Origin of the sequence: Dactylosporangium sucinum, from assembly GCF_014647515.1 — a bacterium.
In the GTDB taxonomy this organism is placed as follows: domain Bacteria; phylum Actinomycetota; class Actinomycetes; order Mycobacteriales; family Micromonosporaceae; genus Dactylosporangium; species Dactylosporangium sucinum.
The window spans coordinates 38,903-64,094 of sequence record NZ_BMPI01000037.1; the positions used below are offsets into that span (position 1 = coordinate 38,903).

Here is a 25,192-nt window from a genome sequence, read left to right on the forward strand (position 1 = left end):
GATTTCGCCCACTGGGAACGGAGAAATGAGACCACGAACCGCGGCTCCAGCCGCCCTCGCCGGGCTGGCGGTGACGTTCCTCGTCGCCCTGCCGGCCCATGCGGCACCCCCCAACGCCAACACCCCGTACCCCGTCTTCAGCGGCTCCGCCAACCCGATGCCGGACGAGCGCACCGGGTACCACGTCCGTAACCAGCTGCAGGCCGTCTTCGACGCCGACGTGGCCGCGGGCGCCGGCACCTCCACCGACAACGATTTCTGGATCGACCGCATGCTCGCCCGCACCGGCAACCAGCCGGGCGGGTCGAACGGCGACGCCAACCAGTACCTCTTCAGCCGCGGCCGCGCCGTCTTCATGAAGACCCACCAGCCCGCCACCCTCGGCTTCGGCGGCGAGGTCGCCTACGTCGAGTCGATCGCCGGCGGCCAGGGCGCGTACACCATCACCGTCTCCCTCAACGGCGCGGACGTCACGCTCGCCGAGGACGCCGCCCAGCGCAAGCAGACCCCGAGCTACTGGCGCGGCGTGTTCAACAACACCGCCAACGGGCTGCGGATCGTCGAGACCAAGTTCATCACCGACGCCAACGTGGTCGTGACGAACCTGGAGCTGTCGAGCACCAACGGCGCGGCCAAGAGCGTCACGCTCACCGCCAACTCCTCGTTCGCGAAGACGGCGGAGGCGAGCGGCGAGCTGACCGGCGCCGTGCGGGCGTTCAACCGGCTCACCAACCTGTTCCCGCGCTTCTCCGGCGACGGGTTCACGCCGGTCGACGGCACGCTGAAGCAGACCGTCAGCGTCCCGGCGAGCGGCTCGGCGAGGACGAAGGTGCAGCTGGGCTTCGTCACCAAGGAGAACCCGGCCTCGCTGACGGAGTACCAGCAGTACCGTTCGGCGAGTCCGGCCAACGCCTACACCGAGCACGTCACCACGTACAACCGGTGGTGGGCGGACAACGTGCCGTACCTCGACACGCCCGAGAACAACATCGACAAGACACTGTTCTACCGCTGGTGGCTCATGCGGTACAACTTCCTCGACGCCGACATCCCGGGCAACGACTACCAGTTCCCCACCTCGATGGAGGGTGTGCTCGGGTACAACAACGCGATCGTGCTCACCGTCGGCATGTTCGTCGACGACCTGAAGTACTTCCGCGACCCGGTCTACTCCTACGGCCCGTGGGTGTCGGCCGGTGAGGTGTCGAAGAGCTCGAAGTACGTCGACAACCCCGGCGACCCGGCGAACTGGTCGAACAGCTACACCGAGTACATCTCCGAGGCGGCCTGGCGCTCCTACCAGCTGCACGGCGGGCCGAAGGCGATCGCCGAGAACCTCGCCGAGTACGCCGAGTACGACGTCAAGGGCCTGCAGGACGCCTACGACTTCGACGGCAACGGCCTCATCGAGTACAACTGGGGCGCGATGACCGGCAACGACGCCGACGCGGTGTCGTTCGACTGGCGCTCCGGGTACCTGGACCGCACCGAGAACGCGTACCTCTACTCCAACGCCAAGGCGGCCGCCGCGGCCTACCGCGCCGCGGGCAACACGTCGAAGGCGGACGAGATGGAGGCGTTCGCCGCGCAGATCAAGGCGGCGGTCCTGCAGTACCTCTGGGAACCGGCCCGCGCCACGCCCGACGAGATGGGCCTGAACGGCAACCTCCTCAAGCACCGGCACGTGTCGTCCAACACGCTGGTGCCGTGGAAGGAGATCAACAACTACTACCCGTTCGCGGTCGGCCTGATGCCGAAGCCCGGCGACGCCGACTACACGCAGCCCTACGTGGAGGCGCTGCGGCTGTTCGCCGACGCCGCGCAGTACCCCATCTTCCCCTTCACCACGGCCAACCAGGCCGACAAGGCGGCCGCCGCCGCGCAGGGCGACCCCGGCAGCAACAACTTCTCGATCATCAACTCGACCGTGACGTTCCGGATGCTGTCGCAGGTGCTGCGCAACTACCAGACGCCCTACATCGACGCCGAGTGGTACAAGAAGCTGCTGTACTGGAACGCCTGGGCGCACTACCAGAACAACGGCGACAACCGGTATCCGGACCAGAACGAGTTCTGGGCCGACGGCTCGGCGACCGGCCAGAGCATCGGCTACCGCTCCTGGATCCACCACACGATCCTGGGCGCGACGAACTTCACCGTCATCGAGGACGCGATGGGCCTGCGCCCCCGCTCCGACGCCAAGGTGGAGCTCGACCCGATCAACATCGGCTGGGACCACTTCACCGCCAACAACATCCGCTACCGCGACCGTGACCTGACGGTCGTCTGGGACGCGCCGGGCGGCACCAACTACTACGGCCTCCCGGAGGGCTACTCGGTCTACCTCGACGGGCAGCTCGCGTTCACCACCGACAAGCTGGGCAAGGTCGTCTACGACCCGGCCACCGGCACCGTCGAGGCGGCCGCCGGCATCACCGTGCTGACGAAGACCACCCAGTCGGTCAAGGCGCCGCAGGACGTCACCTTCCCGGCGAACGCCCGGATCGTCGACGTCATGGCCAAGGCCGGCGCCGACATCGCTCCGGCCAGCACCGGCACCGCGAACATCGCCCAGGGCCGCCCGGCCACCGCGACGTTCTCGGCGAGCGGCCGCGGCCCGTCCGGCGCGCTGAACGGCACCACGATCAACGAGCCGTTCTGGGGTACCGCGGGTTCGCCCAACGCCCAGGACTCGATCGAGATCGACCTGCAGGGCGACAAGCAGATCGACGACGTGCGCGTGTACTTCTACAACACCTCGAGCACCGCGACGGTCCAGGGCTACGCCCCGCCGGCGCAGTTCACGGTGCAGTACGACGACGGCAGCGGCTGGAAGGCGGTCGCGAACCAGAGCCGGTTCCCGGCCTACCCGCGCGGCAACCTCAACCAGGTCCGCTTCCCGCAGGTCACGGCGAAGAAGCTGCGCATCACCGTGCAGCACGCCCCCGGCGCGAAGACCGGCATCAAGGAGGTCCAGGCGTTCGGCACCGGCGTCGCCGCGCCGGCCGCCACGAACGCCGAGCCGCTCGCCGACGCCTGGGTCGACTCGTCCTACAGCCAGGCCGGCTCGGCCCGGCTGATCGGCCTGGCCCAGGACGACGGCAACCCCGGCAACCCGCTCACGTCGGCCTGGACGGTCGTCGACGCGCCGGACGGCGGTTCGGTCGCCTTCGACCCGGCCGACGCGCCGACCACGGTCGCCCGGTTCACCAAGTCCGGGCGGTACACGCTGCGGCTGACCGTCGGCACGTCCACGAAGGACGTCGTCGTCAACGCCACCGCGCTCACCGAGGGCGAGATCAACGTGGCCTCCACGGCCACCGCCTCGGCCAGCTTCACGGCCGGCTGGAACAACGTCAACGCGGTCAACGACGGCAAGCCGTCGCTGTTCACCGGCGGCGCGCAGACCGACCTGTGGGGCACCTGGACCGGCAACGAGCCGGCGACCCGGTGGCTGCAGTACGACTTCCCGCAGGCCGTGCGCGTCGACAAGGCGTCGATCGACTTCTGGTCGGACAGCACCACCGGCGGCAGCGGCGTGGCCGTGCCGAAGTCGTGGAAACTGCAGTACTGGAACGGCACGGCGTTCGTGGACGTGACCGGCGCGACCGGGTTCGACCCGGCCGTGCGCGGGCGGACCAATCAGGTCTCGTTCGACCCGGTCACCACGACGCGGCTGCGGGCGACGTTCAACGCCCTGCCGAACGCGGCCGGCACCGCCTACTCGGCGGTCGGCGTCTCCGAGTGGCGCGTCTTCGCGGCGGCCGCGAGCGCCATCCAGGGCGTCGACGCCCGGACCCAGGTCGGTGTGGTACCGACGCTGCCGTCCACCGTGGACGTCACGTACGCCGACGGGACCCGCCTGCCGGTGGCCGTGGCCTGGGGCGCGATCGACCCGGCGAAGGTGGCGGCGGTCGGCGACTTCACGGTCTCCGGCTTCGTCGCCGGCACCACGCTCACCGCGACCGCCCACGTGTGGGTCCGCGGCGGCGACCCGGTGCAGATCAACACCATCGATCCCGTCAGCGTCACGACGAAGGTGGGTGTCGCTCCGGTACTGCCGGCAGGCGTCACGGTCGGCTACAACGACGGCTCGCGGCAGAGCGGCATCGCCGTCACCTGGGCGGCGATCGACCCCGCGAAGTACGCCGCGGCGAACACCTTCGACGTGACCGGCCAGGTCGCCGGCACCGACAAGACCGCCACGGCGACCGTCGTGGTCGGCGCCGGCGGCCCGCAGGACACCGCGCCGCCGGTCGTGGTCGTCGCCACCGACCCGGCCCTGCCGAACGGCTGGACGTCGTCGAACGTCACGGTGACGGTCACCGCGACCGACAACCGCGACGCGTCGCCGGCGATCGAGCTCGCCGTCGGCGCCGGGGCATGGCAGGCCTACACCGGGCCGGTCACGGTGTCCGCCGAGGGCGCCACCGCGATCAAGGCGCGGGCCAGGGACGCGGCCGGCAACGTCTCGCCGGTCTCCGAGCTGACCGTCGGCATCGACCGCACCGCGCCGACGGCGGCGGCCACGTTCGACTCGGCCAGCCGCTCGGTGACGATCACCGGCACGGACGCCCTGTCGGGGATCGCGGCGCTGCAGTATCGGCTGACCGTCGGCGGGGTGGTGACGCAGGACTGGACCGCCGCGGCCGGCCCGGTGCCGATCGGGTCGGCGGCCACGACCGTCGACTACCGCTCGGTGGACAAGGCCGGCAACACCTCGGCCGCCGGCTCCGTCCAGGTGCCGGCCGGTCAGGCGCCGGTCAACGTCGCCCGCACGGCCACGGCGTCCGCGTCGTACACGCCGGGCTGGCTCACCGCCGACAACATCGCCGACGGCGTGCAGCCGACCGGGCCGGTCGGGCCGAACACCGACGTGTGGAACACCTGGCCGCAGGTGGGCGAGCAGTGGATCCAGCTCGACTGGGCCGCGCCCGTCACCGTCGACCGGACCCGCATCTGGTTCACGCAGGACATCGACGAGTCCGGCACCGGCGTCGCCGCCCCGGCGAGCTGGAAGCTGCAGTACTGGGACGGCAGCGCCTGGAAGGACGCGACCGGCGCCTCGGCGTACGGCACCTCCGCGACGCAGTGGAACACCGTCACGTTCACGAAGGTCACGACGACGAAGCTGCGGGCGCTGCTCACCTCGAGCGGGACCGAGGAGGGCAAGGGCGCTCCCGGCGTGCAGGAGTGGGAGGTCTACGACGTCCCCGGCCAGCCGGCACCGCAGTTCGACGTCGAGGTCCAGGCCCGCACGCAGTGCATCGGGACCAACGCCTACGTGTCGGTCAACGCCCGCAACGCCGACGACGTGCCGCTCACCATCGAGCTGGTCACGCCGTACGGGTCGCGGACGGTGGCCGGGGTCGCCCCGGGCAAGACCGCCTACCAGGCGTTTAACACCCGCGGCGCGACGGTGGCGGCCGGGACGGTGACGGTGAAGGTCACCGGCCCGTCCGGGACGGCCGAGATCACCGCTCCCTACGCGGCGCTCAGCTGCGGCTAGCCGATTCGAGGTGGCGGCATCCGGCAGGGTGCCGCCACCCCTTCTTCCGAGGAGAACCTTGAAGCTCTTCCTGAGGGCGGCGGCCGCCGGCCTGGTCGCGGCCGCGCTGCTGGTCGCACCCGCGGGGCCGGCGAGCGCCGCCGACTCGTACACGTTCACCCACGCCGGTAACCCGATCCTGGCCGACGGCAGCTACTACTCGGCCGACCCGGCGCCACTGGTGGCCGGCGACGACCTGTACATCTACACCGGCCACGACCAGGCCGGGCCCACCACCAACGACTTCGTCATGAACGAGTGGGGCGCGTTCCGCACGTCCGACGTCGCGTCGGGCCAGTGGACGCACTACCCGTCGCTCATGCGCCCGGAGACCGTCTTCGCCTGGGCCACGGCCGGCCGCGCCTACGCCGGCCAGGTCGTCAAGGGCGTCGACGGGCGCTACTACTGGTACGTCCCGATCAACGAGCGCGACAGCCCGGCGTCGGACAAGTTCGCCATCGGCGTCGCCGTGTCCGACAGCCCGACCGGGCCGTGGACCGACCACGCCGGCGGGCCGATCATCTCGCAGCGGGTGCCGGTCGCGAACACGATCCACAACATCGACCCGACGATCCTCGTCGAGGGCCAGCGGGTGTTCGTCTGGTGGGGCTCCTTCAGCAACCTGCGCATGCAGGAGTTCCAGGCCGACATGAGGACCCCGGTCGGCACCCAGCGGACCGTCACCGGCCTGACCGGCTACTTCGAGGCGCCCTGGATCTTCAAGCGCGGTGCCACGTACTACCTGGCCTACGCCGGCAACAACGCCGGCCCGACGTCGTCGTGCACGCCGGCGAACTACCACGCCTGCATCGCCTACGCGACGGCCGCCGCGCCGGAGGGGCCGTGGACCTACCGCGGGACCGTCCTCGCCCCGGTCTCGTCGACCACCAGCCACCCCGGCATCCTGGAGTACAAGGGCCAGTGGTGGATCGTGTACCACACCGCCGACGCCGCCGGGGGCGGGCACTTCCGGCGCTCGGTCGCGATCGACAAGGTCGAGTGGGACGACACGCTCACCCCGCCGCGGATGCAGCTGGTCACCCAGACGCCGAAGCAGGAGCGCGACCGCACGCCGCGGGCGAACATCGCCCAGGAGGCGAAGGTGACCGTCTCGAACGAGCCGGTGCCCACGCAGTACTGGGTGAAGGCCCTCAACGACGAGATCGTGCGCGCCAACCCGCTCCCGCCGGACATGTGGGGCACCTGGACCGGGAGCAACCCGCCGCAGCAGTGGGCGCAGTACACCTGGGACCAGCCGGTGCGGGTCAGCGGCTCGCAGATCGACTTCTGGAACGACCAGGCGCAGGGCACCGGTGTCGGCGTCGCGGCCCCCGCCAGCTGGAAGCTGCAGTACTGGAACCTCGCGACCGGTCAGTGGGCCGACGTGCCGAACCCGAGCGGCTACCCGACGTCCACGTCGGGCTTCCAGAACACCAGCTTCGACGCGGTGACCACCACGCAGGTCCGCGCGGTGTTCAACGCCTCGACGAACGGCAGCACCCACTCGGCGGTCGCGGTCGAGGAGTGGAAGGTGCTCGCCGCCCAGCCGTCGCAGCCGGTCACCGCGCCCGGGATCACGGTCGAGGTCGGCGAGACCGAGCTGCCGGGCACCCTGCCGGTGACGTTCGGGTCGGACACCTTGCAGCTGCCGGTGTACTGGGACGCCGTCACCGCCGAGCAGGTCGCCGCGCCCGGGTCGTTCACCGTCCAGGGCAGCGTGCTCGGCTACGCCGCCGGCCGCGTGCCGGCCACGGTCACCGTCATCTCGCCCGGCGACACCGCCGGGGACGTGACCGCGCCGACCCTGACGCTCACGCCGAGCGGCAGCGCCGGCACGGGCGGCTGGTACCGCTCCGCGGTCAAGGTGCGGGTCGCCGGCGTCGACGACCGCGGCGGCCGGATGACCCTGACGTCCACTGTGGACGGCGGGACGCCGGTGAGCGCGTCGCCGGTGCGGTTCACCGACGTCACCGTGTCCGGGGACGGCCAGCACACGGTGTCGGCCACCGCGACCGACCGGGCCGGGAACACCTCGGCGCCGGCGAGCCTTCCGGTGCGCATCGATGCCACGGTACCGGTGAGCTCGGCCACGGTGGACGGGCGCTCCGTCGTCATCGCGGCGGCCGACGCCACCTCCGGCGTGGCGCGCATCGAGTACGCCGTCGACACCGGGGCGTGGGCCACCTACGCCGGGCCGGTCGCGGCGCCCGACAGCAACAAGCACACGGTGTCGTTCCGGGCCCTCGACAACGCCGGCAACCTGGAGACCGCGAAGACGGTCACGATCCCGGCCGACCTGTCCGGGCCGCTGTCCGGCAACGTCGGGCCGATCGCGACGCCGACCGCGTCGTACACCGCCGGCTGGAACAGCGTCGGCGCGCTCAACGACGGCGCCGACCCGGCGAACCCCAGCCAGGCCCAGCTCTGGGGCACCTGGTCGGGCACCCGGCCGGCCACCCAGTGGGTGCAGTACGAGTGGTCGCGGCCGGTCCGGCTCACCGGCGCCGAGCTCAAGTTCTGGCGCGACTCGAACCGGGGGACCGGCGACGGCGTCGCCGAGCCCGACGGCTGGTCGCTGCAGTACTGGGACGGCACCGCCTGGCTCGACGTGGCCGGGGCGTCGGCGTACGGCACCAGCACCACCGCCTTCAACACCGTCACCTTCACGCCGGTGACGACCTCGCGGCTGCGGGCCACCATCCGGGCCAACGGCAACGGCACCACCTACTCGGCGGTCGCGATCACCGAGTGGCGGGTCTTCGCCGACGACCCCGGCACCACCCCGGCGGTCGTGCCGGTCACCGTGACGGTCCAGCCCCGCTGCATCGCCGGCAAGGCGTTCCTGGCCGTGCAGGCCCGCAACGACCACGGCTCGGCGATCGCCGTCGACCTGCAGACCCCGTACGGCGACCGGTCCTTCACGGCCGTCGCGCCCGGTGCCAACGCCTACCAGTCGTTCGCGGTGCGGGCGGCCACGGCGCCGGCCGGGTCGGTGACGGTCCGGGCGACCGGCGTCGTCGGAGGTACCACCGTGACCACCACCAGCACCGCCTCGTACAGCGCGCTCACCTGCGCCTAGTTAGGAGATCCCCCCGAAATGAACGCTCGTGTCCGTCTGCACCTGGTGACCGCCGGTGCCGTCCTGGCGGGTGTGGCCGTCTTCCCGGCGGCCGCCTACGCCGAGGACGGCGACTCTGCCGGCGTGCAGGTCACCGTCGACATCGCCGAGATCCGTGAACCAGGCGTGCTCGCCCTCAGCGTCGCCGGCAGCGCCGTCGCGCTGACCGAGAACGGCTCCACCCTGCTGGTCCGCCAGTTCACCGGTACCCTGCCCACCGTGACCGTCACCGACACCCGCACCGCCGAGGAGGTGCCGCCGGGCGCCAGCTGGGCGGTGCTCGGCAGCTCGACGAACTTCACCGGCTCGGCCGGCCAGGCCCCGATCACCGCTGACCACCTCGGCTGGAAGCCGCACCTCGTCGACGGCGGCGAGAGCGGCGGCCTGGTCACCGAGGGCGAGGAGGTCGTGACGGTTCTCGACGACCCGACCCAGCCCGGCAACAACGTCGGCCTCACCGACCAGGAACTGCTGGTGTCGACGTTCGACTCGGCGGCGGTCGCCGGCGACTCGTACGCCGTCAACGCCGACCTGTACCTGCGCACCCCGGCCGACGTGGCCGCGGGCCAGTACACCGCCACCCTCACCCTGTCCCTCTTCGAGTAGTCGCGTCAGGGGGCCGGGCGACCGGCCCCCTTCCGCGGAAGGGTTTCGTCACCATGCGCCGCCTGCTCGCTCTCGTCGCCGTCCTGCTGCTGGTCCCGGCCGCTCCCGCGTACGCCGGCCCCGAGGACACCGTCACCTGGACCGTCCAGCCGGCGACGGCGGGCGGACCCGACGGCCGCCGCTGGATCGAGCGCACCCTCGACCCGGGCCAGGCGGTGACCGAGCACCTGGCGGTGCGCAACTTCGGCGACACCCCCGCGGTCTTCGCGCTGAAGGCCGCCGACGGGTACCTCACCGACAAGGGCCGGTTCAACATGCTCCCGTCCGACCGCGCGTCGGTCGACGGCGGCACCTGGGTCGCCGTCCAGCCGACCGTGCGGGTCGGCGCGAAGGAGACGGTGGTCGTCCCGTTCACCATCACCGCCCCGGCCGGCGCCGCGCCCGGCGACCACCCGGCCGGGATCGCGGCGACCGTCACGTCGGCCGGCGGGCAGGTCAACGTCGAGAGCCGGGTCGGCTTCCGGCTGATGCTGCGGGCCAGCGGCACCCCGACGGCGACGCTGTCGGTGACCGGCCTGACGACCAGCTACGAGCGCTCCTGGAACCCGTTGCGGCCGGGCCGCGCCCGCGTCAGCTACACCGTCACCAACACCGGCAACGTGTGGCTCTCCGGGAAGGGCACCGTCTCGGCCGGCGGCGGGTCGGCCACGGCCGACGTGGGGGAGCTGCTGCCGAAGGGCACGCACCGGGCCGACGTGCGGGTCGGTGGCGTCTGGCCGTTGGGCCGCGTGCGCACGACGGTGACGCTCACCCCGATCGTGCTCGGCGACACCGGCGCCGGCCCGGTCGCGGCGAACACCGTGACGACGACGGCGACCGCGTGGGTGCTGCCGTGGTCGCAGCTGCTGCTGCTCGCCGCGCTGGTGGGCCTGGTGTTCGCGCTGCGCGCCCACCGCCGGTCCCGCCGGCGCCGCCTGGAGGCGCTGCTCGACCGGGCCCGGGCCGAGGGTCGCGCGTCCGCCTGACGCGGGGCCCTGCTCACGCGGAGTCGGCGGTGCTTGGGGTCGCGCGGTGAGTTCGGTCCGGCGGCGCTGCTTGGGGTCGCGCGGTGAGTTCGGTCAGGCGGCGGTGCGCAGGCGCTCGGCGGCGATCGCGGCGAGGCGCAGGACCCAGGCCTCGTCGCCGCCGGAGGACTCCCAGCCGAGGTCGGCGACGACCGTGACCCGGTCGCCGACGCGCATCAGCACGGCGGGCGTGACCGGGGTGACGACGTTGGCCGGGTCGCCGTAGCTGAACCGCTCGCTGACCCGCACGAACAGCGACTCGTCGCCCGCGTCGGCCGACCCGGCGACCTCCCACCGCAACTGCCCCGGGTCGAGGCTGCCGGGGCACGCGCGCACCGCCGCGGCGATCTCCTCGAAGGCCTGGGCCGCGGTACCGGGATGCAGCCCGACGTACTGCATGAGCACCCGGGGTGTCTCGCCCGGCGCCTCCACGACGTGCGCCTGCACGGCGACGGCGGCGGTGCGGGTGGCGTCGCTCGGGTACTTGGCCGCGCACGGCCGCAGCGGCCGCAGGTGCGCGCCGTCGCCGGCGGCCATGGGCGTGAACTTGGCGCCGTTGAGGTCGCCCGGCTGCAGCAGCGCCGCGGCGGGGATGACGCTCGCCAGGCTCGGGGCGGCCGACGGCGCCGCCGGCGCGGACGACGACGGCGCGGCGGCCGGTGCCGTGGCGGCCGGTGCCGTGGCGGCCGGCCGGCGGTCGGTGCAGCCCGCCGCCACCAGGGCAAGCAGGGTCAGGACGACGATGCCGGTCGATCGGGCGTCGCGAGCCATGCAAACCACCATAGAACGGCAGCGACCACTTCGCCGGGCTCGGAGGTCCGCAAACCGTGATCTACTGGGGGTGAGCGAACTGCGCGACGTGGTTGTCCGATGGCGTCAGCGCAGTGGCACCGTCACCGTGACCAGCGTCGGGCCGCCGGGCGGGCTGGTGACCGCGAGGCGGGCGTCCACCGCGTCGAGGCGGTCGGCGATGCCGCGCAGGCCCGAGCCGGTCGCCGGGTCGGCGCCGCCGGTGCCGTCGTCGCGGATCTCGACCCGCAGCGCGCCCCGGGTCGTGGCGAAGGCGACCTCGGCCTGCGTCGCGCCGCTGTGTTTCACAACGTTGGCGAGGGCCTCGGCGACGGCGAAGTACACCGCCGTCTCCGTCGCCGGGGACAGGCCCGCCGGCGGGTCGCCGCTCACCGTGGCCGGCACCGCCAGGTCGAGGGCCAGGGCCCGGACGGCGTCGCCGAGGCCGCGGTCGGCGAGCACCGCCGGGTGGATGCTGTGCATCACCGCGCGCAGGTCGTCGAGCGCGGCGACCGCGGCCTGCCTGGCCTCCTCGACCAGCTTCGCAGCCCCGTCCGCGTCGCGCCCGACCAGGTCCTTGGCCAGCCCCAGGCTCAGCGCGAGCGACACCAGGCGGGCCTGCGCACCGTCGTGCAGGTCGCGCTCGACCCGCTTGAGCTCGGCCGCCTGCCGGTCGACGGCGGTGCGGCGGGAGCGGGTCAGGGCCGCGATCCGGGTGGCGAGGGCGTTCTCCCGCGTGGCCGCCCACGCGTGCACGGCGACGATCGCGCTCATGCCGAGGATGGTCCAGGCCGGCCAGAAGTAGCCGCCGCCGGTGAGCACGTAGACGGCCAGGTCGGCGGTCGCGACGAGGCCGCAGACGGCGGCGTCGACCGCGAGCCAGCGGCGCGGGCCGGGCGGCAGGCGCAGGGCCCGGCGCAGCACCGCCTCGCCGAGCAGGACCACGCCGGCCGCGAACGCGACCCACCGGGGCCAGAACTCGCCGCGGCCGGTGACGAGCCAAGCGGCCGTGGCCGCGGCGCTCAGCGCCACGGCCCCGGCCAGCCTTCGGGTGACGCCCGTCATCGGCCCGGCCGGTACGTGATCCGCCGCAGCAGCGCCTCGGCCGGTCCCCGCCGCTCGCCCAGCGCCTGCGCCGCGCCGATCGACAGCAGCCAGACGCCGATCGCGGCGCCGGCCGCCACGAGCGTGCCGTCGAGGCCGAGGGCCCACGGCGAGAACAGGGCCAGCCAGGCCGCCGACTGCAGCAGGTACCCGCTCATCGAGCGCTGCCCCAGGGCCACCACGGGCGCGACGAACCGCTTGCCGCGCAGCCGCAGCGCGAGGAGCCCGAACAGGGCCACGTAGCCGGGGCCGCCGTACTCGCCGGTGATCGCGTGGAGGCGTGCCATGGCCTCGACGGTACCGGCATCGAACGTGACGGCACCGGCCGCCACCAGCGCGTACGGCAGGCCGCCGAGGACCGCGATGCCGAGCCCGACCCCGGCCGTCCAGCGCAGCAGGGTGCGGTGCGCGGCGGGGTCCTCCAGGATGCGGCGCCGCGCGGCCCAGATGCCGAGCCAGACGATGACGATGAACGGCACGACGGTGGCGGTGTGGACGGGCCACTCGGCGAGGCGGTGCTGCAGCGACTGCCAGTACGACGTGGCCTCCAGCGACGCGTTGGGCGTGTTCGTCAGCCCGCTGTCCCCGCCGCGCAGGCCGGCGAGGGCGAGCACGCCGATGACGGTCGCCGACACCGTCTGGATCCCCCAGAGCCACAGCACGACGCGGTGGAAGCGGTCGCTCCGCCCGAGCAGCAGCAGGGTGGCCAGGATGCCGACGATGCCGTACGCGCCGAGGAAGTCGCCGAAGTACAGCAGGGTCGCGTGCACCAGGCCGAAGCAGATCAGCGCGGTGTTGCGGCGCAGGAGCACCCGGCGGGCCGCGTCGCCCTGCCGGCGGGCGATCTGGACCAGGCCGTAGCCGAACATGACGGCGAAGACCGGGTACGCGCGGCTGTCGACGAACGTCGCCATGAGGAAGTTGACGACCCGCTCGAGGCCGTGCGGGGTGGGGTCGAGCCCGGGCTGCCCGGCGAACGCGAAGTTCGCGGCGTTGGCGAGGGCGATGAACAGCAGCATGGCGCCGCGGGCGAGGTCGGGCGCGAGGGCCCGCTCCGTGCGGCGCACCGGCCCCGGGTTCGGTGTTGCCTCGGTGGTGAGCGTCGTTGTCATGCGCTCAGCGTCCCGTTTCGGGCGGCCCGCTTCGAGGAGCGTGGAACCCGTCTCGCGGTGGTACTACTACCCCTATGCGTCGAGGTAGGCGAGCACCGCGAGGACGCGGCGGTTGTCGTCCTCCGACGACTGCAGGTCGAGCTTGGCGAAGATGTTGTTGGTGTGCTTGGCGACCGCCTTCTCGGTGATGAACAGGGCGGTGCCGATGGCGGCGTTGGAGCGGCCCTGGGCCATGTGGCCGAGCACCTCGCGCTCGCGGGCGGTGAGCCGGTCCAGCGGCAGCACCCGCTCGCGGTTGTCGAGCAGCTTCGCGACCACGGTGGGGTCGAGCGCGGTGCCGCCGCCGGCCACCCGCCGGACGGCCTCGACGAACTCACCGACGTCGGAGACCCGGTCCTTCAGCAGGTAGCCGATCCCGCCCCGCCCGTCGGCGAGCAGCTCCCGGGCGTAGAGCCGCTCGACGTACTGCGAGAGCACGAGCACCGGCAGCCCCGGCATCTCGGCGCGGGCCGCGAGCGCCGCGCGCAGCCCCTCGTCGGTGTGCGTGGGCGGCAGCCGCACGTCGACCACGGCGACGTCGGGCCGCTGCTCGGCGAGCGCCTGCGACAGCTCCGGCCCGCTGCCGACGGCGGCGACGACCTCGAACCCGTGCGCCTCCAGCAGCCGGATGAGCCCGTCGCGCAGCAGGGCCAGGTCTTCTGCCACGACGACTCGCATCGGCCCACCCTATCGGCCGCCGCTTGCCGGCTCGGCGACCGCGGCCGTTCCACAGACGTTGGTCGATCTACCCTCAGATTGATCCAGGGGTGAGGGTAGATCGACCAACGTCTGTGGAACGGCGGCGTCAGGCGAGCGCCGCCGCCGTCAGGACCAGGGCGCTGCCCCGTCGGCCGCTCACCCCGAAGCAGGTCGGCGACCGGGCGCGGCGGGCCGGAAGTCCTAGCGACTGTTCGGCGTGATGAGGCCCGTCTCGTACGCGACGACCACCGCCTGGACGCGGTCGCGCAGGTGCAGCTTGGTCAGGATGTGCGTCAGGTGGGTCTTCACCGTGGCCTCGCTGAGCTGCAGCGCCGCCGCCAGCTCCGGGTTGCTCAGGCCGCGGCCCAGCAGGGTCAGCACCTCGACCTCCCGCGGGGTCAGCGACGCCAGGTCGCGGTGCAGGGCCGACGCCTCGGTGCCGGCGCCGGCGAAGCGCTCGACCAGGCGGCGGGTGATCGCCGGGGCGAGCAGGGCGTCGCCGTCGCGCACCAGGCCGACCGCGTGCACCAGGTGGTCGGGAGTGACGTCCTTGAGCAGGAAGCCGCTGGCCCCGGCGGTGAGGGCGGCGTAGACGTACTGGTCGAGGTCGAACGTCGTCAGGATGAGCACCCGGGTGGGCTCGCCGGCCGTCGTCGTGGGACGGTCGGCCAGGATGCGCCGGGTCGCCTCCAGGCCGTCGAGGCGGGGCATGCGGATGTCCATCAGGACGACGTCCGGGCGTTCCCGCCGTACCGCGGCGATCGCCTCCTCGCCGTCCGCCGCCTCGCCGACGACCTCGAACCCCGCCGCGACCAGGATCATCGTGAACCCGGTCCGGACCAGCGCCTGGTCGTCGGCGATCACCACCCTGGTCCCGCGCAATCCGCTGCGCTCCGGACCGGTCATGCCGAACCCGCCGGGAGGTTCGCGTCGACCGGGATGCTGGCGAGCACCCGGAAGCCGCCGGTCGGGCGGGGGCCGGCCGCCAGCGTCCCGCCGTACAGCCGCAGCCGCTCGGCCAGGCCGACCAGGCCCGTGCCGCTGCCCGTCGAGGCGGGCGCGGTGCCGGCCGGCGCGGGATCGTTGCGGACCTCGATGTGCACCGTCGTGTCCACCACGTCGATCGTGATCTCCGTCCGGGCGCCCGGCGCGTGCCGCAGCGCGTTGGTGAGGGCCTCCTGCACGACCCGGTACGCGGTCAGGTCGGTCCCGCGCGGCAGCGTCACCGGGTCGCGGCGCACCTCCACCGGCTGGCCGGCCCGCCGCACGTTGTCGACCAGGGCGTCGAGCTGGTCGAGGCCCGGCTGCGGGTGCAGCAGGTCGTCGCCGGGGCCGGGGGTCAGCACGCCGAGCAGGTGGCGCAGCTCGGTCATCGTCTCCCGGCCGCTCGCCTCGATCGCCGTCAGGGCCTCGCGGGCCAGCTCGGGCCGCGCGTCGAGGACCTTCCCGGCCGCCCCGGCCTGGATCGTCATCACGCTGACGTGGTGGCTGACCACGTCGTGCAGCTCCCGGGCGATGCGGGCCCGCTCCTGGGCCACGGCCAGCCGGGTCGCCGCCTCCTGGCCGCGTTCGAGGGCCTGGGCCCGCTGGTGGGCGGCCTCGGCCCGGATCCGGGCGGACCGCACGGTGACGCCGAGCAGCCCGATCGGGGCGACGAGGGCGAACACCCCGGCCCAGTCGGGCAGCTGCGGGGTGGTGTGGTCGAAGGCGAGCGTCGTGATCGTCGCGAGCGCCGCCAGGACCCCGAGCGAGAGCGCGGTGGAGCGCCCGTAGAGGCACGCGGAGTACACCCCGATGAGCGTGGCGACCAGGGTCACCAGGTCGGCGCCGTTCTCGAAGGCCAGGATCGCGGCGAACTGCACGAGCACCACGGTCAGCGGCCAGGCCCGGCGCAGGGCCACGGCGAGCGTGATGACCAGGTTGAGCGCGATCTCGCGGCCGATGCCGTCGTCGTCCTCGTGGATGATGACCTGCCCGGGGCCGACCGGCCGGGCGGGCACCCCGGGGAAGTCCTGGAACGGCATGGCCGGCGCGTCGCCGCTGCCGCCGTGGACCGTCCACCAGACGGACAGGGCGGCGAGGACGACGGCCACGGCGACGTCCGGCCACCGGATGCGCGACAGCCGGTCCATCATCACCACATTGTGCTGGCAGAGCACCGCCGGCGGCGTCGGCCGCGCCACCTACATCGCTGGGATGACCCGCGCGGCCGCATCGGCGCGACGAGGTACCGCAGACCGATCCCGCGCCGGATGTCCGGTTGCTGCCGGTCTCCGTACGGTCCCCGCCATGACTGACGACGTGGTGCGGCTGCGGGCCGCCGGGAAGCGCTACGAGCAGGCCGGGCCGCCGGCCCTCGACGGGGTCGACCTCGGCGTCGCGCCGGGCGAGGCGGTCGCCGTGATGGGGCCGTCCGGCAGCGGCAAGTCGACCCTGCTGAACCTGGTCGCCGGCCTGGACCGGCCGACCGACGGCACGGTGCGGGTCGCCGGCACCGACCTGGGCGGGCTGTCCGAGACCGGCCTGGCCCGATTCCGCCGCCGGCACATCGGGATCGTGTTCCAGTTCTTCCACCTGCTCGACGACCTCACCGCGCGGGACAACGTGCTGCTGCCGGCCCAGCTGGCCGGCGTGCCCCGGCGGGCCGCCCTGGCCCGGGCCGGCGAGCTGCTCGACGCGCTCGGCATCGCCCACCGCGCCGACGCGTACCCGGCCCGGCTCTCCGGCGGCGAGCGGCAGCGGGTGGCGATCGCCCGCGCGCTGGTGAACCGGCCGCCGCTGCTGCTCGCCGACGAGCCGACCGGCGCCGTCGACACCGAATCCGGCGCGCGCGTCGCCGAGCTGCTGCACGAGCTCAACCGCGACGGCCAGACGCTGCTGCTGGTCACCCACGACGCCGCGCTCGCCGACCGCTGCGCGACCCGCACGGTCACGCTGCACGACGGGAAGCTGTCGTGAGGGCGGTCGTCCGGGCCGCGACCGCCGCCGTGCGCCGCCGCCGGCTGCAGAGCGTCGTCATCGGTACCGTCGTGCTGCTGGCCGGCGCGACCGCCGTGCTCGCCGCCGGGCTCATCGCCACCTCCACCGCGCCGTTCGACCGGGCCTTCGCCCGCCAGCAGGGCGCCCACGCGGCGGTCGCCTACGACCCGTCGAAGGTCACCGCGGACGCGCTCAAGGCCACGGCCACCGCGAGCGGGGTCACCGCGGCCGCCGGCCCCTACGACACGGTCAAGGCGTCGCTGCTCATCGACGGCGGGCGCGGCCCGATGGTCGACATCGTGGGCCGCTCCGAGGCCGCCCCGGCCGTCGACCGGCTCGAGGTCACCGACGGCACCTGGCTCGCCGGCCCCGGGCAGATCGTGCTGTCCGCCCAGATCAAGGGCCCCCGCCTGAAGGTCGGCGACGAGATCGCGATCGGCGTTCCCGGGCAGCCCAAGCTCAAGATCGTCGGGTTCGCCGCCTCGGTGACCGGGACCGCACAGGCGTGGGTGTGGCCCAGCCAGACCGACGTGCTGCGGGCGAAGGAGGCCGAGACCGGAACGCAGATGTTGTACCGCTTCAGCTCGGCCGGCACCGACGACGCGGTCCGCGCCGCCCTCGCCACGGCCACCGCCGGACTGCCGGCGGACGCCATCGGCGGCACCACCCGCTACCACGCCGTCCGCCTGGAGGTGAACGGCAACCTCGCGACGATGGTCCCGTTCGTCGTCGCGTTCGCCGTCCTCGGCCTGATCATGTCGGTGCTCATCGTCGCCAACGTCGTCGGCGGCGCGGTCGTCTCCGGGTACCGCACGATCGGCGTGCTCAAGTCGCTCGGGTACACGCCCCGCCAGGTCGTCGCCGTCTACGCCGGGCAGGCGATGCTCGTCGGGCTGCCCGCCGCCGCGCTCGGGGTGGTGCTCGGCAACCTGCTCGCCCTGCCGCTGCTGGCCCAGACCGAGGAGGCGTACGGCCTGCCGGGCGCCCGGATCGTGCCGCTGTGGGTCAGCCTCGCCGCGCTGGTCGCCGTGCCGGTCGTCGTCGGGCTGGCCGCGGTCGTCCCCGCGACCCGGGCCGGGCGGCTGCCGGCCACGCAGGCCGTCGCGGTCGGGCGGGCGCCACGCGCGGGCCGGGGGTACCGCATCCGCCGCCTCCTCGCCGCGACCGCGCTGCCCCGGCCGGTCAGCTTCGGCCTCGGCACCCCGTTCGCCCGGCCCGGCCGCTCGGCGATGACGGTCGTCGCCGTGCTCCTCGGCGCGACCACGGTCGTGCTCGCCATCGGGCTGTCCTCCTCGTTCGGCGTGGTCAAGCAGCACTTCGCCCGGACCGCCGCGGTGCAGGTGCTCGTCGACGTGGTCAGCGACCAGCCGGACGGCGAGGGCCGGGTCGTGCGCCCGGCCGGCGGGCCGAACCCCGGGGAGGCGCTCGACCCGGTCGACCCGGCGAAGGTGCGCGGCACGATCGAGGCCCAGCCCGGCACGGCCCGGGTGGTCGGCGTGACCCGCACCGAGGTCACGATGGCCGGCATCGCGGAGCCGATCGAGGTCGAGGCCTACGACGGCGGCGCGACCTGGACCGGCTATCCGCTGATCGGCGGCCGGTGGTACGCGAGTGCGGGCGAGGCGGTCGCCGGCTCGCGGATGCTGCGGCTCACCGGCACCCGCGTCGGCGACACGATCACCGTCAGCACCGGCAAGGGCCCGCTGCGGGTCACGATCGTCGGCGAGGTGTTCAGCCGGTCCGCCGACCCGACGCTGTTCATGGACCGCTCCTCGCTCGGCGCCCTGCTCGGGTCCGCCGGCCCGAACCGCTTCGAGATCGGCCTGGCCCCCGGCACCGACCCGTACGCCTACGCCAAGGCGCTCGACCAGGCCGTCGGCTCGAACGCGGTGCTGCCGGTCGCGGCCGCCGAGCGGGCCGGCAGCGAGACGCTGACCCTGATGGTCGGCCTGGTGGTGACGCTGGCGACCCTGCTCAGCGCCGTCGCCGCGCTCGGCGTGTTCAACACGGTCGTGCTCAACACCCGCGACCGGGTCCACGAGATCGGCGTGCTGAAGTCGATCGGCATGACCCCCGGCCAGGTCCGGCTGATGGTCATCGCGTCGATGACGGTGGTCGGCCTGGTGGGCGGCCTGCTCGCGGTGCCGCTCGGCCTCCTGCTGCACCACCGGCTGCTGCCGATGATCGCGGGCGCGGCCGGCACCGGCATCCCGACGGACGTCGTCGACGTCTACAGCTGGCCGGTCCTGGCGGTGTGCGCCCTGCTGGGCGTGGCCCTGGCCGTGCTGGGCGCCCTGGTCCCGGCCACGTGGGCCGGCCGCACGCGGCCGTCGACGGCGCTACGCGCCGAGTAGGTGGAAGACCTCGGTCCCGGGCTCCACTGCGTGGGGCCCGTCGACCTCGTCCAAGGCGCGCAGTCCCGCAGGCGCTGCGCGTGCGCCCCGGCCGGTTCGTCGTGCCGGCGGCGCCGCAGTTGCGATCCTCGTCCCGATGCTCGCGCTGGCGGCCCGGGGCCTGATCCCGGTGTGGATGCGGTCGTACGCGCGCCTGTTCGGGGACGGCAGCCCGTGGCCGTCCGTCGCGTTCTTCGGAGCGGTCGCCGCGGCGGTCACGCTCCTGGCGCTGCGCACCTGGCAGCGGACGTTGGTGCTGACCCCGGACGGCCTTGCGGTGAGGGAGATCGCGGACGGCCGGGTCGACCTGTCGTGGGACCGCGCGGCCGAGGACGTCAGCCGCCCCGCGACCGTGGACGACGTGCGGCGCGGTTGAACTCCCGTCGATCTTGCAGTTGTGGTGCCGCGACACTCCCGCGATGTCCGGGTTTGTCAGGCACCACAACTGCAAGATCGACGCTTGGAGGTGTCGCCGCGGGCGCGGAGGGTGGTGCGCGTCTCGGTCGGGCCTTGGCTCAGTTGTCCTGCAGGGGGTCGAGGCTGCCGGTCAGGCTGGCCACGCCGCAGTTGGGGGCGGACCAGAAGCGGGACGGGCGGCCGTCCACGTGCGTGTGGTCGTTGTGGTCGGGGTAGCCCGGGCCGAGGATGCCCGCGAAGCCGTGGTTGCGGGCCGCCTGGGCCAGCGTGCACAGCGAATGCGGGCCGGCGCCGAGGTCGGCCGCGTCGCCGTACAGGTGGCGGCTGGTCGACGCGCCGCCCACGGCGTTGTTGCAGGCCACACTGCGGAAGCCGCTCGTGACGCGGATCGGCTGGTCGCCCAGGGCGTGCCGCAGCGCCTGCAGCTTCCACATCGTCACCAGGGCGTTGGCCTTGGCCGTCGCGGCGCTGACGTTGCCGCCCGCCCAGGTGGTGTTGCAGTCGTTCAGCTCGGCGTACGAGAAGTTCACCGGCGTGCAGTCGTCGTCCTGCAGCGCATAGAGTTTGCTGAACGTCGCGGGGCCGGCGATGCCGTCGGCGGTCAGGCCGTAGGCGGACTGGAAGCGTTGCACGGCGGCCTTGGTCGCCGGGCCGAACGCGCCGTCGATGGTGAGCACCGCGCCGGAGCCGGGGTAGCCGGCGACGCGGATCTGCAGCTGGCGGACGGCCTCGCCGGACGAGCCCTGCGAGAGCGTGCCGCTCCAGGTGTAACAGCCGTCCGCGAGTGCGGGCGACGCCGACGCGACGACAGTCATGCCGGTGCATCCGAGAGTGAGCATGGCGGCGGCCAGGAGGCGGCCGATGGTGATCTGCACGCGTCGAAGTATGGACAAATCTCGATCTAAGGGCAATGGGGTCGATCCATGGACCGCCGTCGTGTAGACAGAGAGCGTGATCGACCTCGACCTGCCGCCCGCGAGCCCACCCAGGCGAAGCCGGCTGCCGCGCCTGGCGGCCGTGCGCCTGCCGCTCGCCGGCGTCGTGGTGATCGCCCTGGCCGGCGCCGCCGCGGGCGTGCTCGCCGGGTGGCGGCTGGAGGTCGCCCGGGAGGCGGCCCGCGAGGCGGGGGAGGTCGCGCTGTTCGCCGGGGTCGTGGCGCTGCGCGCGGGGAAGTACACCAGCGGGCGCGTGGCCGTCGACGGCCAGATCATGATCGCCAACGGCGGACAGCGCCCGGTCGAGGTCGCCGGCCTGCCGGACGCGGGCCTCACGGTCCGCTCCCGCGACCGCATCGACCCGGGCGCGACCGCCGCGTTCGGGGTGAGCACCCTCGTGCCGTGCGAGGACGCGTTCGCGAGCGTGATGCCGCTCGACGTGTCGGTGGGCACCTGGGACAGCCGCTGGCGGAAGGTGACCCTCGCGCTGCCGTCGACCGGCGCGCAGTGGCACAGCGACCTCGTCATCACCTGCAAGGGCGCCGCCTGACGGAGGCCGGCTGACGGAAGCCGGCTGACGGAAGCCGGCTGACGGAAGCCGGCTGACGGAAACGGGATCGTAACGGCCGCGTGGTGGCCGGGAAACGGCCGCGCGTTGCGATCTTCAACGCCGCCTTCACCACCACGCGGAGGTACCACATGGCCGTAGGCCCGTCCTCGTTGTCCACCGAACAGCTCAACGCCTTCATCCTCGCCCGGCTCGCCATCTCCGGCGTCGACATCAACCTGCTGCCGACCGAGCCCGACCCCGCCACCGGGGCCCCCACGCAGACCCAGGTCCTCGCGTCGCTGCGGTCGTTCCTGCTCGCCAGCCCCGCCGCGGTCAACGGCTGGCGGCCCCCGGGCAGCGCCGCCGAGAGTCAGCAGCTCGCCCCGCCGCTGGAGTACCCCTCCATCACCGAGGCGTGGACCGGAAAGGCGGGCGGGCGATGAGCCGGGGACTGAACCGCCGGGTCTTCCTGGCCGGCTCGGCGGCGGCTGCCGCCGGTACCATCGGCGCCACCGCGATCCCGTGGACCTCGGCCCACGCCGCGCCCGCCCTCCAGCAGGGCCGCCCGGTCGAGGTGCCCGACGTCGACGTGCGCCCCGCGGCCCGCGCCGACCTCACCGAGGCCACCCTCGCCGAGGCCGCCACCCTGCTGCGCCGCCGGGCGACCAGCCCGTCCGAGCTGGTCGAGGCGCACCTCGCCCGGATCGCCCGGTTCGAGCCCACCTACCAGGCGTTCAACGCGGTCACCGCCGACGCCGCCCGGGCCGCCGCGAAGGCCGCGGACCGGCGCCGCAGCGGGCCGCTCGCCGGGATCCCGCTGTGCATCAAGGACAACTACTTCACGGCCGGGGTCGAGACCACCGCGAACTCGTTCGTGTTCGAAGGGTTCGTGCCGCCGTACGACGCGACGGCCGTCGCCCGGCTCAAGGCCGCCGGCGGCATCGTCGTCGGCAAGGGCCAGATGGGCCCGCTCGCGACCACCCGGGCCACCCAGCCCAACGGCACCGTCACCACCGTGAACGCGTGGACGCCGCAGGACCCGTCGGTCGACCCGGGCGGCTCGTCGACCGGCCCCGCGACGGCGGTCGCCGGCCGCCTGGCCTGCTCGTCGATCGGCACCCAGACCGGCGGCAGCATCGTCGGCCCGTCGAACCAGCAGAACCTCACCGGGCTCAAGCCGACGATGGGCCGCACGTCGATCTACGGGATCATTCCCCTGTCGTACACCAGGGACCACTCCGGCCCGCTCGCCCGCGACGTGCTCGACGCGGCCGTCATGACCGCCGTGCTGGCCGGGCCCGACCCCAACGACCCGCGCACGCTCGGCCTGCCCGCCGTGCCCGACCTCGTCACCGCCGCGCTGCCCGTGCGGAAGAAGGGCCGGGTGGTACTGCGGCGGTCGACCACCATCGGCGTCCCGCCCGATTTCCTCACCGGCAACGCGGCCGTGGTCGCCCTGCGCCGCACGTTCCTCGACACGCTCGCCGCGATCCCGGGCGCGAAGCTCGTCGACGTCACGTACCCGGCCGACTGGGGCCTGCTCACGGGGACCTTCAACGCGATCCGGCTGAGCGAGCGGACCGAGCCGTTCCTGCCGTACCTCAAGCAGGACCCCAAGCTGTTCGGCGTATCGTTGCTGAGCTGGCTGCAGGGCCTGTTCCTGTCGGGCGACGAGTGGATCACCGGCCAGCGGGCCAAGCACCACCTCCTGCGCGAGCTCCTCGACGGCGTCATGAGCAAGTGCGACGTCCTCCTGCAGACTGGCCCGGTGCCGTTCGACATCCTGGGCCTGCCCGAGCTCGGCCTGCCGATCGGCTTCGCCCCGGTCGGCGCCAACCCGGCGGTGCCGGTGGGCACGATCCTGGGCGCCGGCCCGTACGAGGAAGACCGCCTCCTCGAGGTCGGCGCCGCCTACCAGGCGGTGACGGACTGGCATACCCGCCGCCCGGCCGACCCGGCGGCTCCGGCGGCGTCCGCCCGCTCGGCGGTCGTGAAGCCGCGCCTGACCCCGGAGGAGGTGGCCGCGACCACCGCCTGACGTTCGCTCGGGCCCGGCCGCGCCGCGCGGCCGGGCCGTCTTTCGCGCCCGGTTCCCGGCCCGGGAAGCGCCCGGCCGACCAGCCGCTCGGTCCGCCGGGCGTGCCGGCCCGCCGGTCCTCGCCGGGTCACCCGAGCGCGGTGCCCGCGAACAGCACGAGGGATGCGGCGATCGGCAGCAGAATCGACCACAGGCAGCCGACCCCGCCGCCAACCGGGTTCGCCGGAGTGCGGTCGGACCACGCGCGGTCGCGCCACAGGGGACGGGTCTCCAGCAGCAGGTAGAGCGGCGCGCCGACCTGGCCTACGGTGAACAGCCAGAACCAGGCCCAACGGTTACCGTACCGGTGGCGGGGCGTGGCGAGCATGACCACGAACGTGCCGACCCAGGCCACGACGGTGAGCCCCGGCAGCGGCGACCACATGACGCGGCTGGGCCACCACTCCCGAGGAGACCAGCCGCGACGAACCAAGGCTCAGGGAGCCGGCCAGCTGTCGGCCCGCGTCGACTCCTCGGCGGCCACCACGGTGAGCGGCGGGGCCGGCCATCGCTGCCACGTCATCCAGGGGGTGTCGATGCGGGTCTCGGTGTCGCGGATGTACCGGTCGGTCCGCGGGTCGGCGAGCCCGGTCAGGCCGGTGACGGTCGCGGCGATCGCGGCTGCGCCGAGCACCAGCAGGGCCACGGCGACGGCGGGCGGGACCGGGTCGGCCTCCGGGTAGCGGCCCAGGCTGATGACCCCGATCTCGGCGTCCTGGACGAGGGCGAACCACAGACCCGCGAGGAGGAGAGCGCCGCCCGCCCGGGCGAAGTGGGCGAACATGAGCCGGCCGCGGCGGGCGAGGCCGGTGGTGATCGACGCCAGCAGCGCGCCGGCGAGCAGTGGGGGGCCGCCGAAGAACGCGTACATGATCACGTTGAACGGGTCGGCCGTCACCGTGCTGTCGAGGCCCACGGCCGCCGCGAACGCCAGGATGCCGACCGCGCTGCCGGCGACGATCCAGGCCAGCGCCCGCCGCAGTGGCGCCGGCGCGTCGCCGGGGCCGGCGGTGACCGCGAAGCCGTGGAGCGCGGCCACGCCGGCCGCGGCCGGCGGGTCGGACGCGGCGTCGGACGCGGCGTCGGACGCGGCGTCGGACGCGGCCGGCGCGGCCGAGGTGAGGCCCGCCGCCGAGGTGAGGCCCGCGGCCGAGTCGGGCAGCGCAGGCGCGGGCGGGCTCGGCGTCGCGGGCTGGGCAAACGGGGGCGGCGGGCTCGGCGTCGCGGCAGGGCTCAGCGGCGCGGGCTGGGCAAACGGGGCCGGCGGGCTCAGCGTCGTGGCAGGGCTCAGCGGCGCGGGCGGGCGGGCCAGGACCTGCCGCGTGACCGGGAGGCCGACACCGACCGCCGTGACCACCAGCGCGAACAGCGTCACCACCGTGACCACGGCGCCGATCCACGGGCGGACGAGCCAGGCGTCGTAGCCGCTCGGGTACGCCACGGAGTAGTGGAGCAGGCACAAGCACAGCACCAGGGCGGTGCCGGTGCTCGCCACCCACACCAGCGCGCTGCGCGCGGCCGGGCGGCCGGTCGGGACCAGGACCGCCAGCACCAGCAGGGCCAGACCCAGCAGCGCCGCCGGGATCGCCAGGATCAGCGCGTTCGCCTCCGTGATGGCCCGCAGGGAGGGCTCGGCGCGGGCGGGACCCACCGCTGTGCACGTGGACCAGACGAGCGCGGTCAGGCCGGCGACCGCGACGGCGGCGGCGGTGAGGCCCGCGATCAATGGGGCGCGCGGCGCACGTGGCATGCGCGCACGGTA

The 25,192-nt window shown here is 73.9% G+C and carries 19 protein-coding genes; 10 read left to right on the plus strand and 9 right to left on the minus strand.

What is annotated here, in order from left to right; all coding sequences use genetic code 11:
- The first annotated feature begins 25 nt into the window (after positions 1 to 25).
- Genes IEZ31_RS32670 through IEZ31_RS32685 form a run of 4 tightly spaced genes read left to right on the plus strand, consistent with a single transcriptional unit; the run spans position 26 to position 10,297 of the window.
- A complete protein-coding gene (locus IEZ31_RS32670; protein ID WP_190253894.1) occupies positions 26 to 5,509 on the plus strand; it encodes an OmpL47-type beta-barrel domain-containing protein in 5,484 nt (1,827 codons plus the stop codon).
- 58 nt (positions 5,510 to 5,567) lie between these two features.
- Positions 5,568 to 8,627 carry a family 43 glycosylhydrolase gene (locus IEZ31_RS32675; protein ID WP_229836039.1) on the plus strand — a complete coding sequence of 1,020 codons (3,060 nt, stop codon included), beginning with the start codon at positions 5,568 to 5,570 and terminating at the stop codon, positions 8,625 to 8,627.
- A gap of 18 nt (positions 8,628 to 8,645) precedes the next feature.
- A complete protein-coding gene (locus IEZ31_RS32680) occupies positions 8,646 to 9,272 on the plus strand; it encodes a hypothetical protein (RefSeq protein ID WP_190253895.1) in 627 nt (208 codons plus the stop codon).
- Positions 9,273 to 9,325: 53 nt separating this feature from the next.
- The gene (locus tag IEZ31_RS32685) at positions 9,326 to 10,297 is read left to right on the plus strand and encodes a hypothetical protein (RefSeq protein ID WP_190253896.1); all 972 of its coding nucleotides are present in this window, start codon (positions 9,326 to 9,328) and stop codon (positions 10,295 to 10,297) included.
- A gap of 93 nt (positions 10,298 to 10,390) precedes the next feature.
- Here IEZ31_RS32685 and IEZ31_RS32690 read toward each other — a convergent pair whose 3' ends face one another.
- The 6 genes from IEZ31_RS32690 to IEZ31_RS32715 form a co-directional block, all read right to left on the minus strand.
- On the minus strand, positions 10,391 to 11,107 hold the full coding sequence (locus IEZ31_RS32690) for a hypothetical protein (RefSeq protein WP_190253897.1): 717 nt from the start codon (positions 11,105 to 11,107) through the stop codon (positions 10,391 to 10,393).
- Between the two features lie 105 nt (positions 11,108 to 11,212).
- The gene (locus IEZ31_RS32695) at positions 11,213 to 12,190 is read right to left on the minus strand and encodes a sensor histidine kinase (RefSeq protein ID WP_190253898.1); all 978 of its coding nucleotides are present in this window, start codon (positions 12,188 to 12,190) and stop codon (positions 11,213 to 11,215) included.
- Positions 12,187 to 13,341 carry a DUF418 domain-containing protein gene (locus IEZ31_RS32700; protein ID WP_190253899.1) on the minus strand — a complete coding sequence of 385 codons (1,155 nt, stop codon included), beginning with the start codon at positions 13,339 to 13,341 and terminating at the stop codon, positions 12,187 to 12,189. The genes IEZ31_RS32695 and IEZ31_RS32700 overlap by 4 nt, the downstream gene beginning before the upstream one ends.
- A 72-nt stretch (positions 13,342 to 13,413) precedes the next feature.
- The gene (locus IEZ31_RS32705; RefSeq protein ID WP_190253900.1) at positions 13,414 to 14,058 is read right to left on the minus strand and encodes a response regulator transcription factor; all 645 of its coding nucleotides are present in this window, start codon (positions 14,056 to 14,058) and stop codon (positions 13,414 to 13,416) included.
- A 222-nt stretch (positions 14,059 to 14,280) separates the two neighbouring features.
- On the minus strand, positions 14,281 to 14,961 hold the full coding sequence (locus IEZ31_RS32710) for a response regulator transcription factor (protein WP_229836048.1): 681 nt from the start codon (positions 14,959 to 14,961) through the stop codon (positions 14,281 to 14,283).
- Between the two features lie 20 nt (positions 14,962 to 14,981).
- Positions 14,982 to 16,214 carry a sensor histidine kinase gene (locus tag IEZ31_RS32715; RefSeq protein WP_190253902.1) on the minus strand — a complete coding sequence of 411 codons (1,233 nt, stop codon included), beginning with the start codon at positions 16,212 to 16,214 and terminating at the stop codon, positions 14,982 to 14,984.
- A 154-nt stretch (positions 16,215 to 16,368) separates the two neighbouring features.
- Here IEZ31_RS32715 and IEZ31_RS32720 point away from each other — a divergent pair, with 154 nt between their 5' ends.
- The 3 genes from IEZ31_RS32720 to IEZ31_RS32730 all read left to right on the plus strand — a co-directional run bounded on the left by IEZ31_RS32720 (position 16,369) and on the right by IEZ31_RS32730 (position 19,827).
- Entirely contained in the window at positions 16,369 to 17,037 is a 669-nt protein-coding gene (locus IEZ31_RS32720; protein WP_190253903.1) for an ABC transporter ATP-binding protein, read from the plus strand.
- On the plus strand, positions 17,034 to 19,412 hold the full coding sequence (locus tag IEZ31_RS32725; RefSeq protein ID WP_190253904.1) for an FtsX-like permease family protein: 2,379 nt from the start codon (positions 17,034 to 17,036) through the stop codon (positions 19,410 to 19,412). The genes IEZ31_RS32720 and IEZ31_RS32725 overlap by 4 nt, the downstream gene beginning before the upstream one ends.
- A gap of 136 nt (positions 19,413 to 19,548) precedes the next feature.
- The gene (locus IEZ31_RS32730; protein WP_190253905.1) at positions 19,549 to 19,827 is read left to right on the plus strand and encodes a hypothetical protein; all 279 of its coding nucleotides are present in this window, start codon (positions 19,549 to 19,551) and stop codon (positions 19,825 to 19,827) included.
- Between the two features lie 139 nt (positions 19,828 to 19,966).
- Here IEZ31_RS32730 and IEZ31_RS32735 read toward each other — a convergent pair whose 3' ends face one another.
- Complete coding sequence (locus IEZ31_RS32735) at positions 19,967 to 20,707, minus strand: D-Ala-D-Ala carboxypeptidase family metallohydrolase (RefSeq protein WP_190253949.1); 741 nt, start codon at positions 20,705 to 20,707, stop codon at positions 19,967 to 19,969.
- A 112-nt stretch (positions 20,708 to 20,819) separates the two neighbouring features.
- On the opposite strand from IEZ31_RS32735, the gene IEZ31_RS32740 reads away from it, so the two are divergent.
- The 3 genes from IEZ31_RS32740 (at position 20,820) to IEZ31_RS32750 (ending at position 23,391) form a co-directional block, all read left to right on the plus strand.
- Positions 20,820 to 21,353 carry a hypothetical protein gene (locus IEZ31_RS32740; RefSeq protein ID WP_190253906.1) on the plus strand — a complete coding sequence of 178 codons (534 nt, stop codon included), beginning with the start codon at positions 20,820 to 20,822 and terminating at the stop codon, positions 21,351 to 21,353.
- Between the two features lie 149 nt (positions 21,354 to 21,502).
- Positions 21,503 to 21,796, plus strand: coding sequence for a hypothetical protein (locus tag IEZ31_RS32745; protein ID WP_190253907.1), 294 nt, complete (start codon positions 21,503 to 21,505; stop codon positions 21,794 to 21,796).
- Complete coding sequence (locus IEZ31_RS32750; RefSeq protein ID WP_190253908.1) at positions 21,793 to 23,391, plus strand: amidase; 1,599 nt, start codon at positions 21,793 to 21,795, stop codon at positions 23,389 to 23,391. The genes IEZ31_RS32745 and IEZ31_RS32750 overlap by 4 nt, the downstream gene beginning before the upstream one ends.
- 127 nt (positions 23,392 to 23,518) lie before the next feature.
- Here the strand turns inward: IEZ31_RS32750 and IEZ31_RS32755 are convergent, their stop codons facing one another.
- Positions 23,519 to 23,815, minus strand: a complete 297-nt coding sequence (locus tag IEZ31_RS32755; protein WP_190253909.1) for a hypothetical protein — start codon at positions 23,813 to 23,815, stop codon at positions 23,519 to 23,521.
- A gap of 51 nt (positions 23,816 to 23,866) precedes the next feature.
- Positions 23,867 to 25,180, minus strand: a complete 1,314-nt coding sequence (locus IEZ31_RS32760; RefSeq protein ID WP_190253910.1) for a hypothetical protein — start codon at positions 25,178 to 25,180, stop codon at positions 23,867 to 23,869.
- Between the last annotated feature and the right edge of the window lie 12 nt (positions 25,181 to 25,192).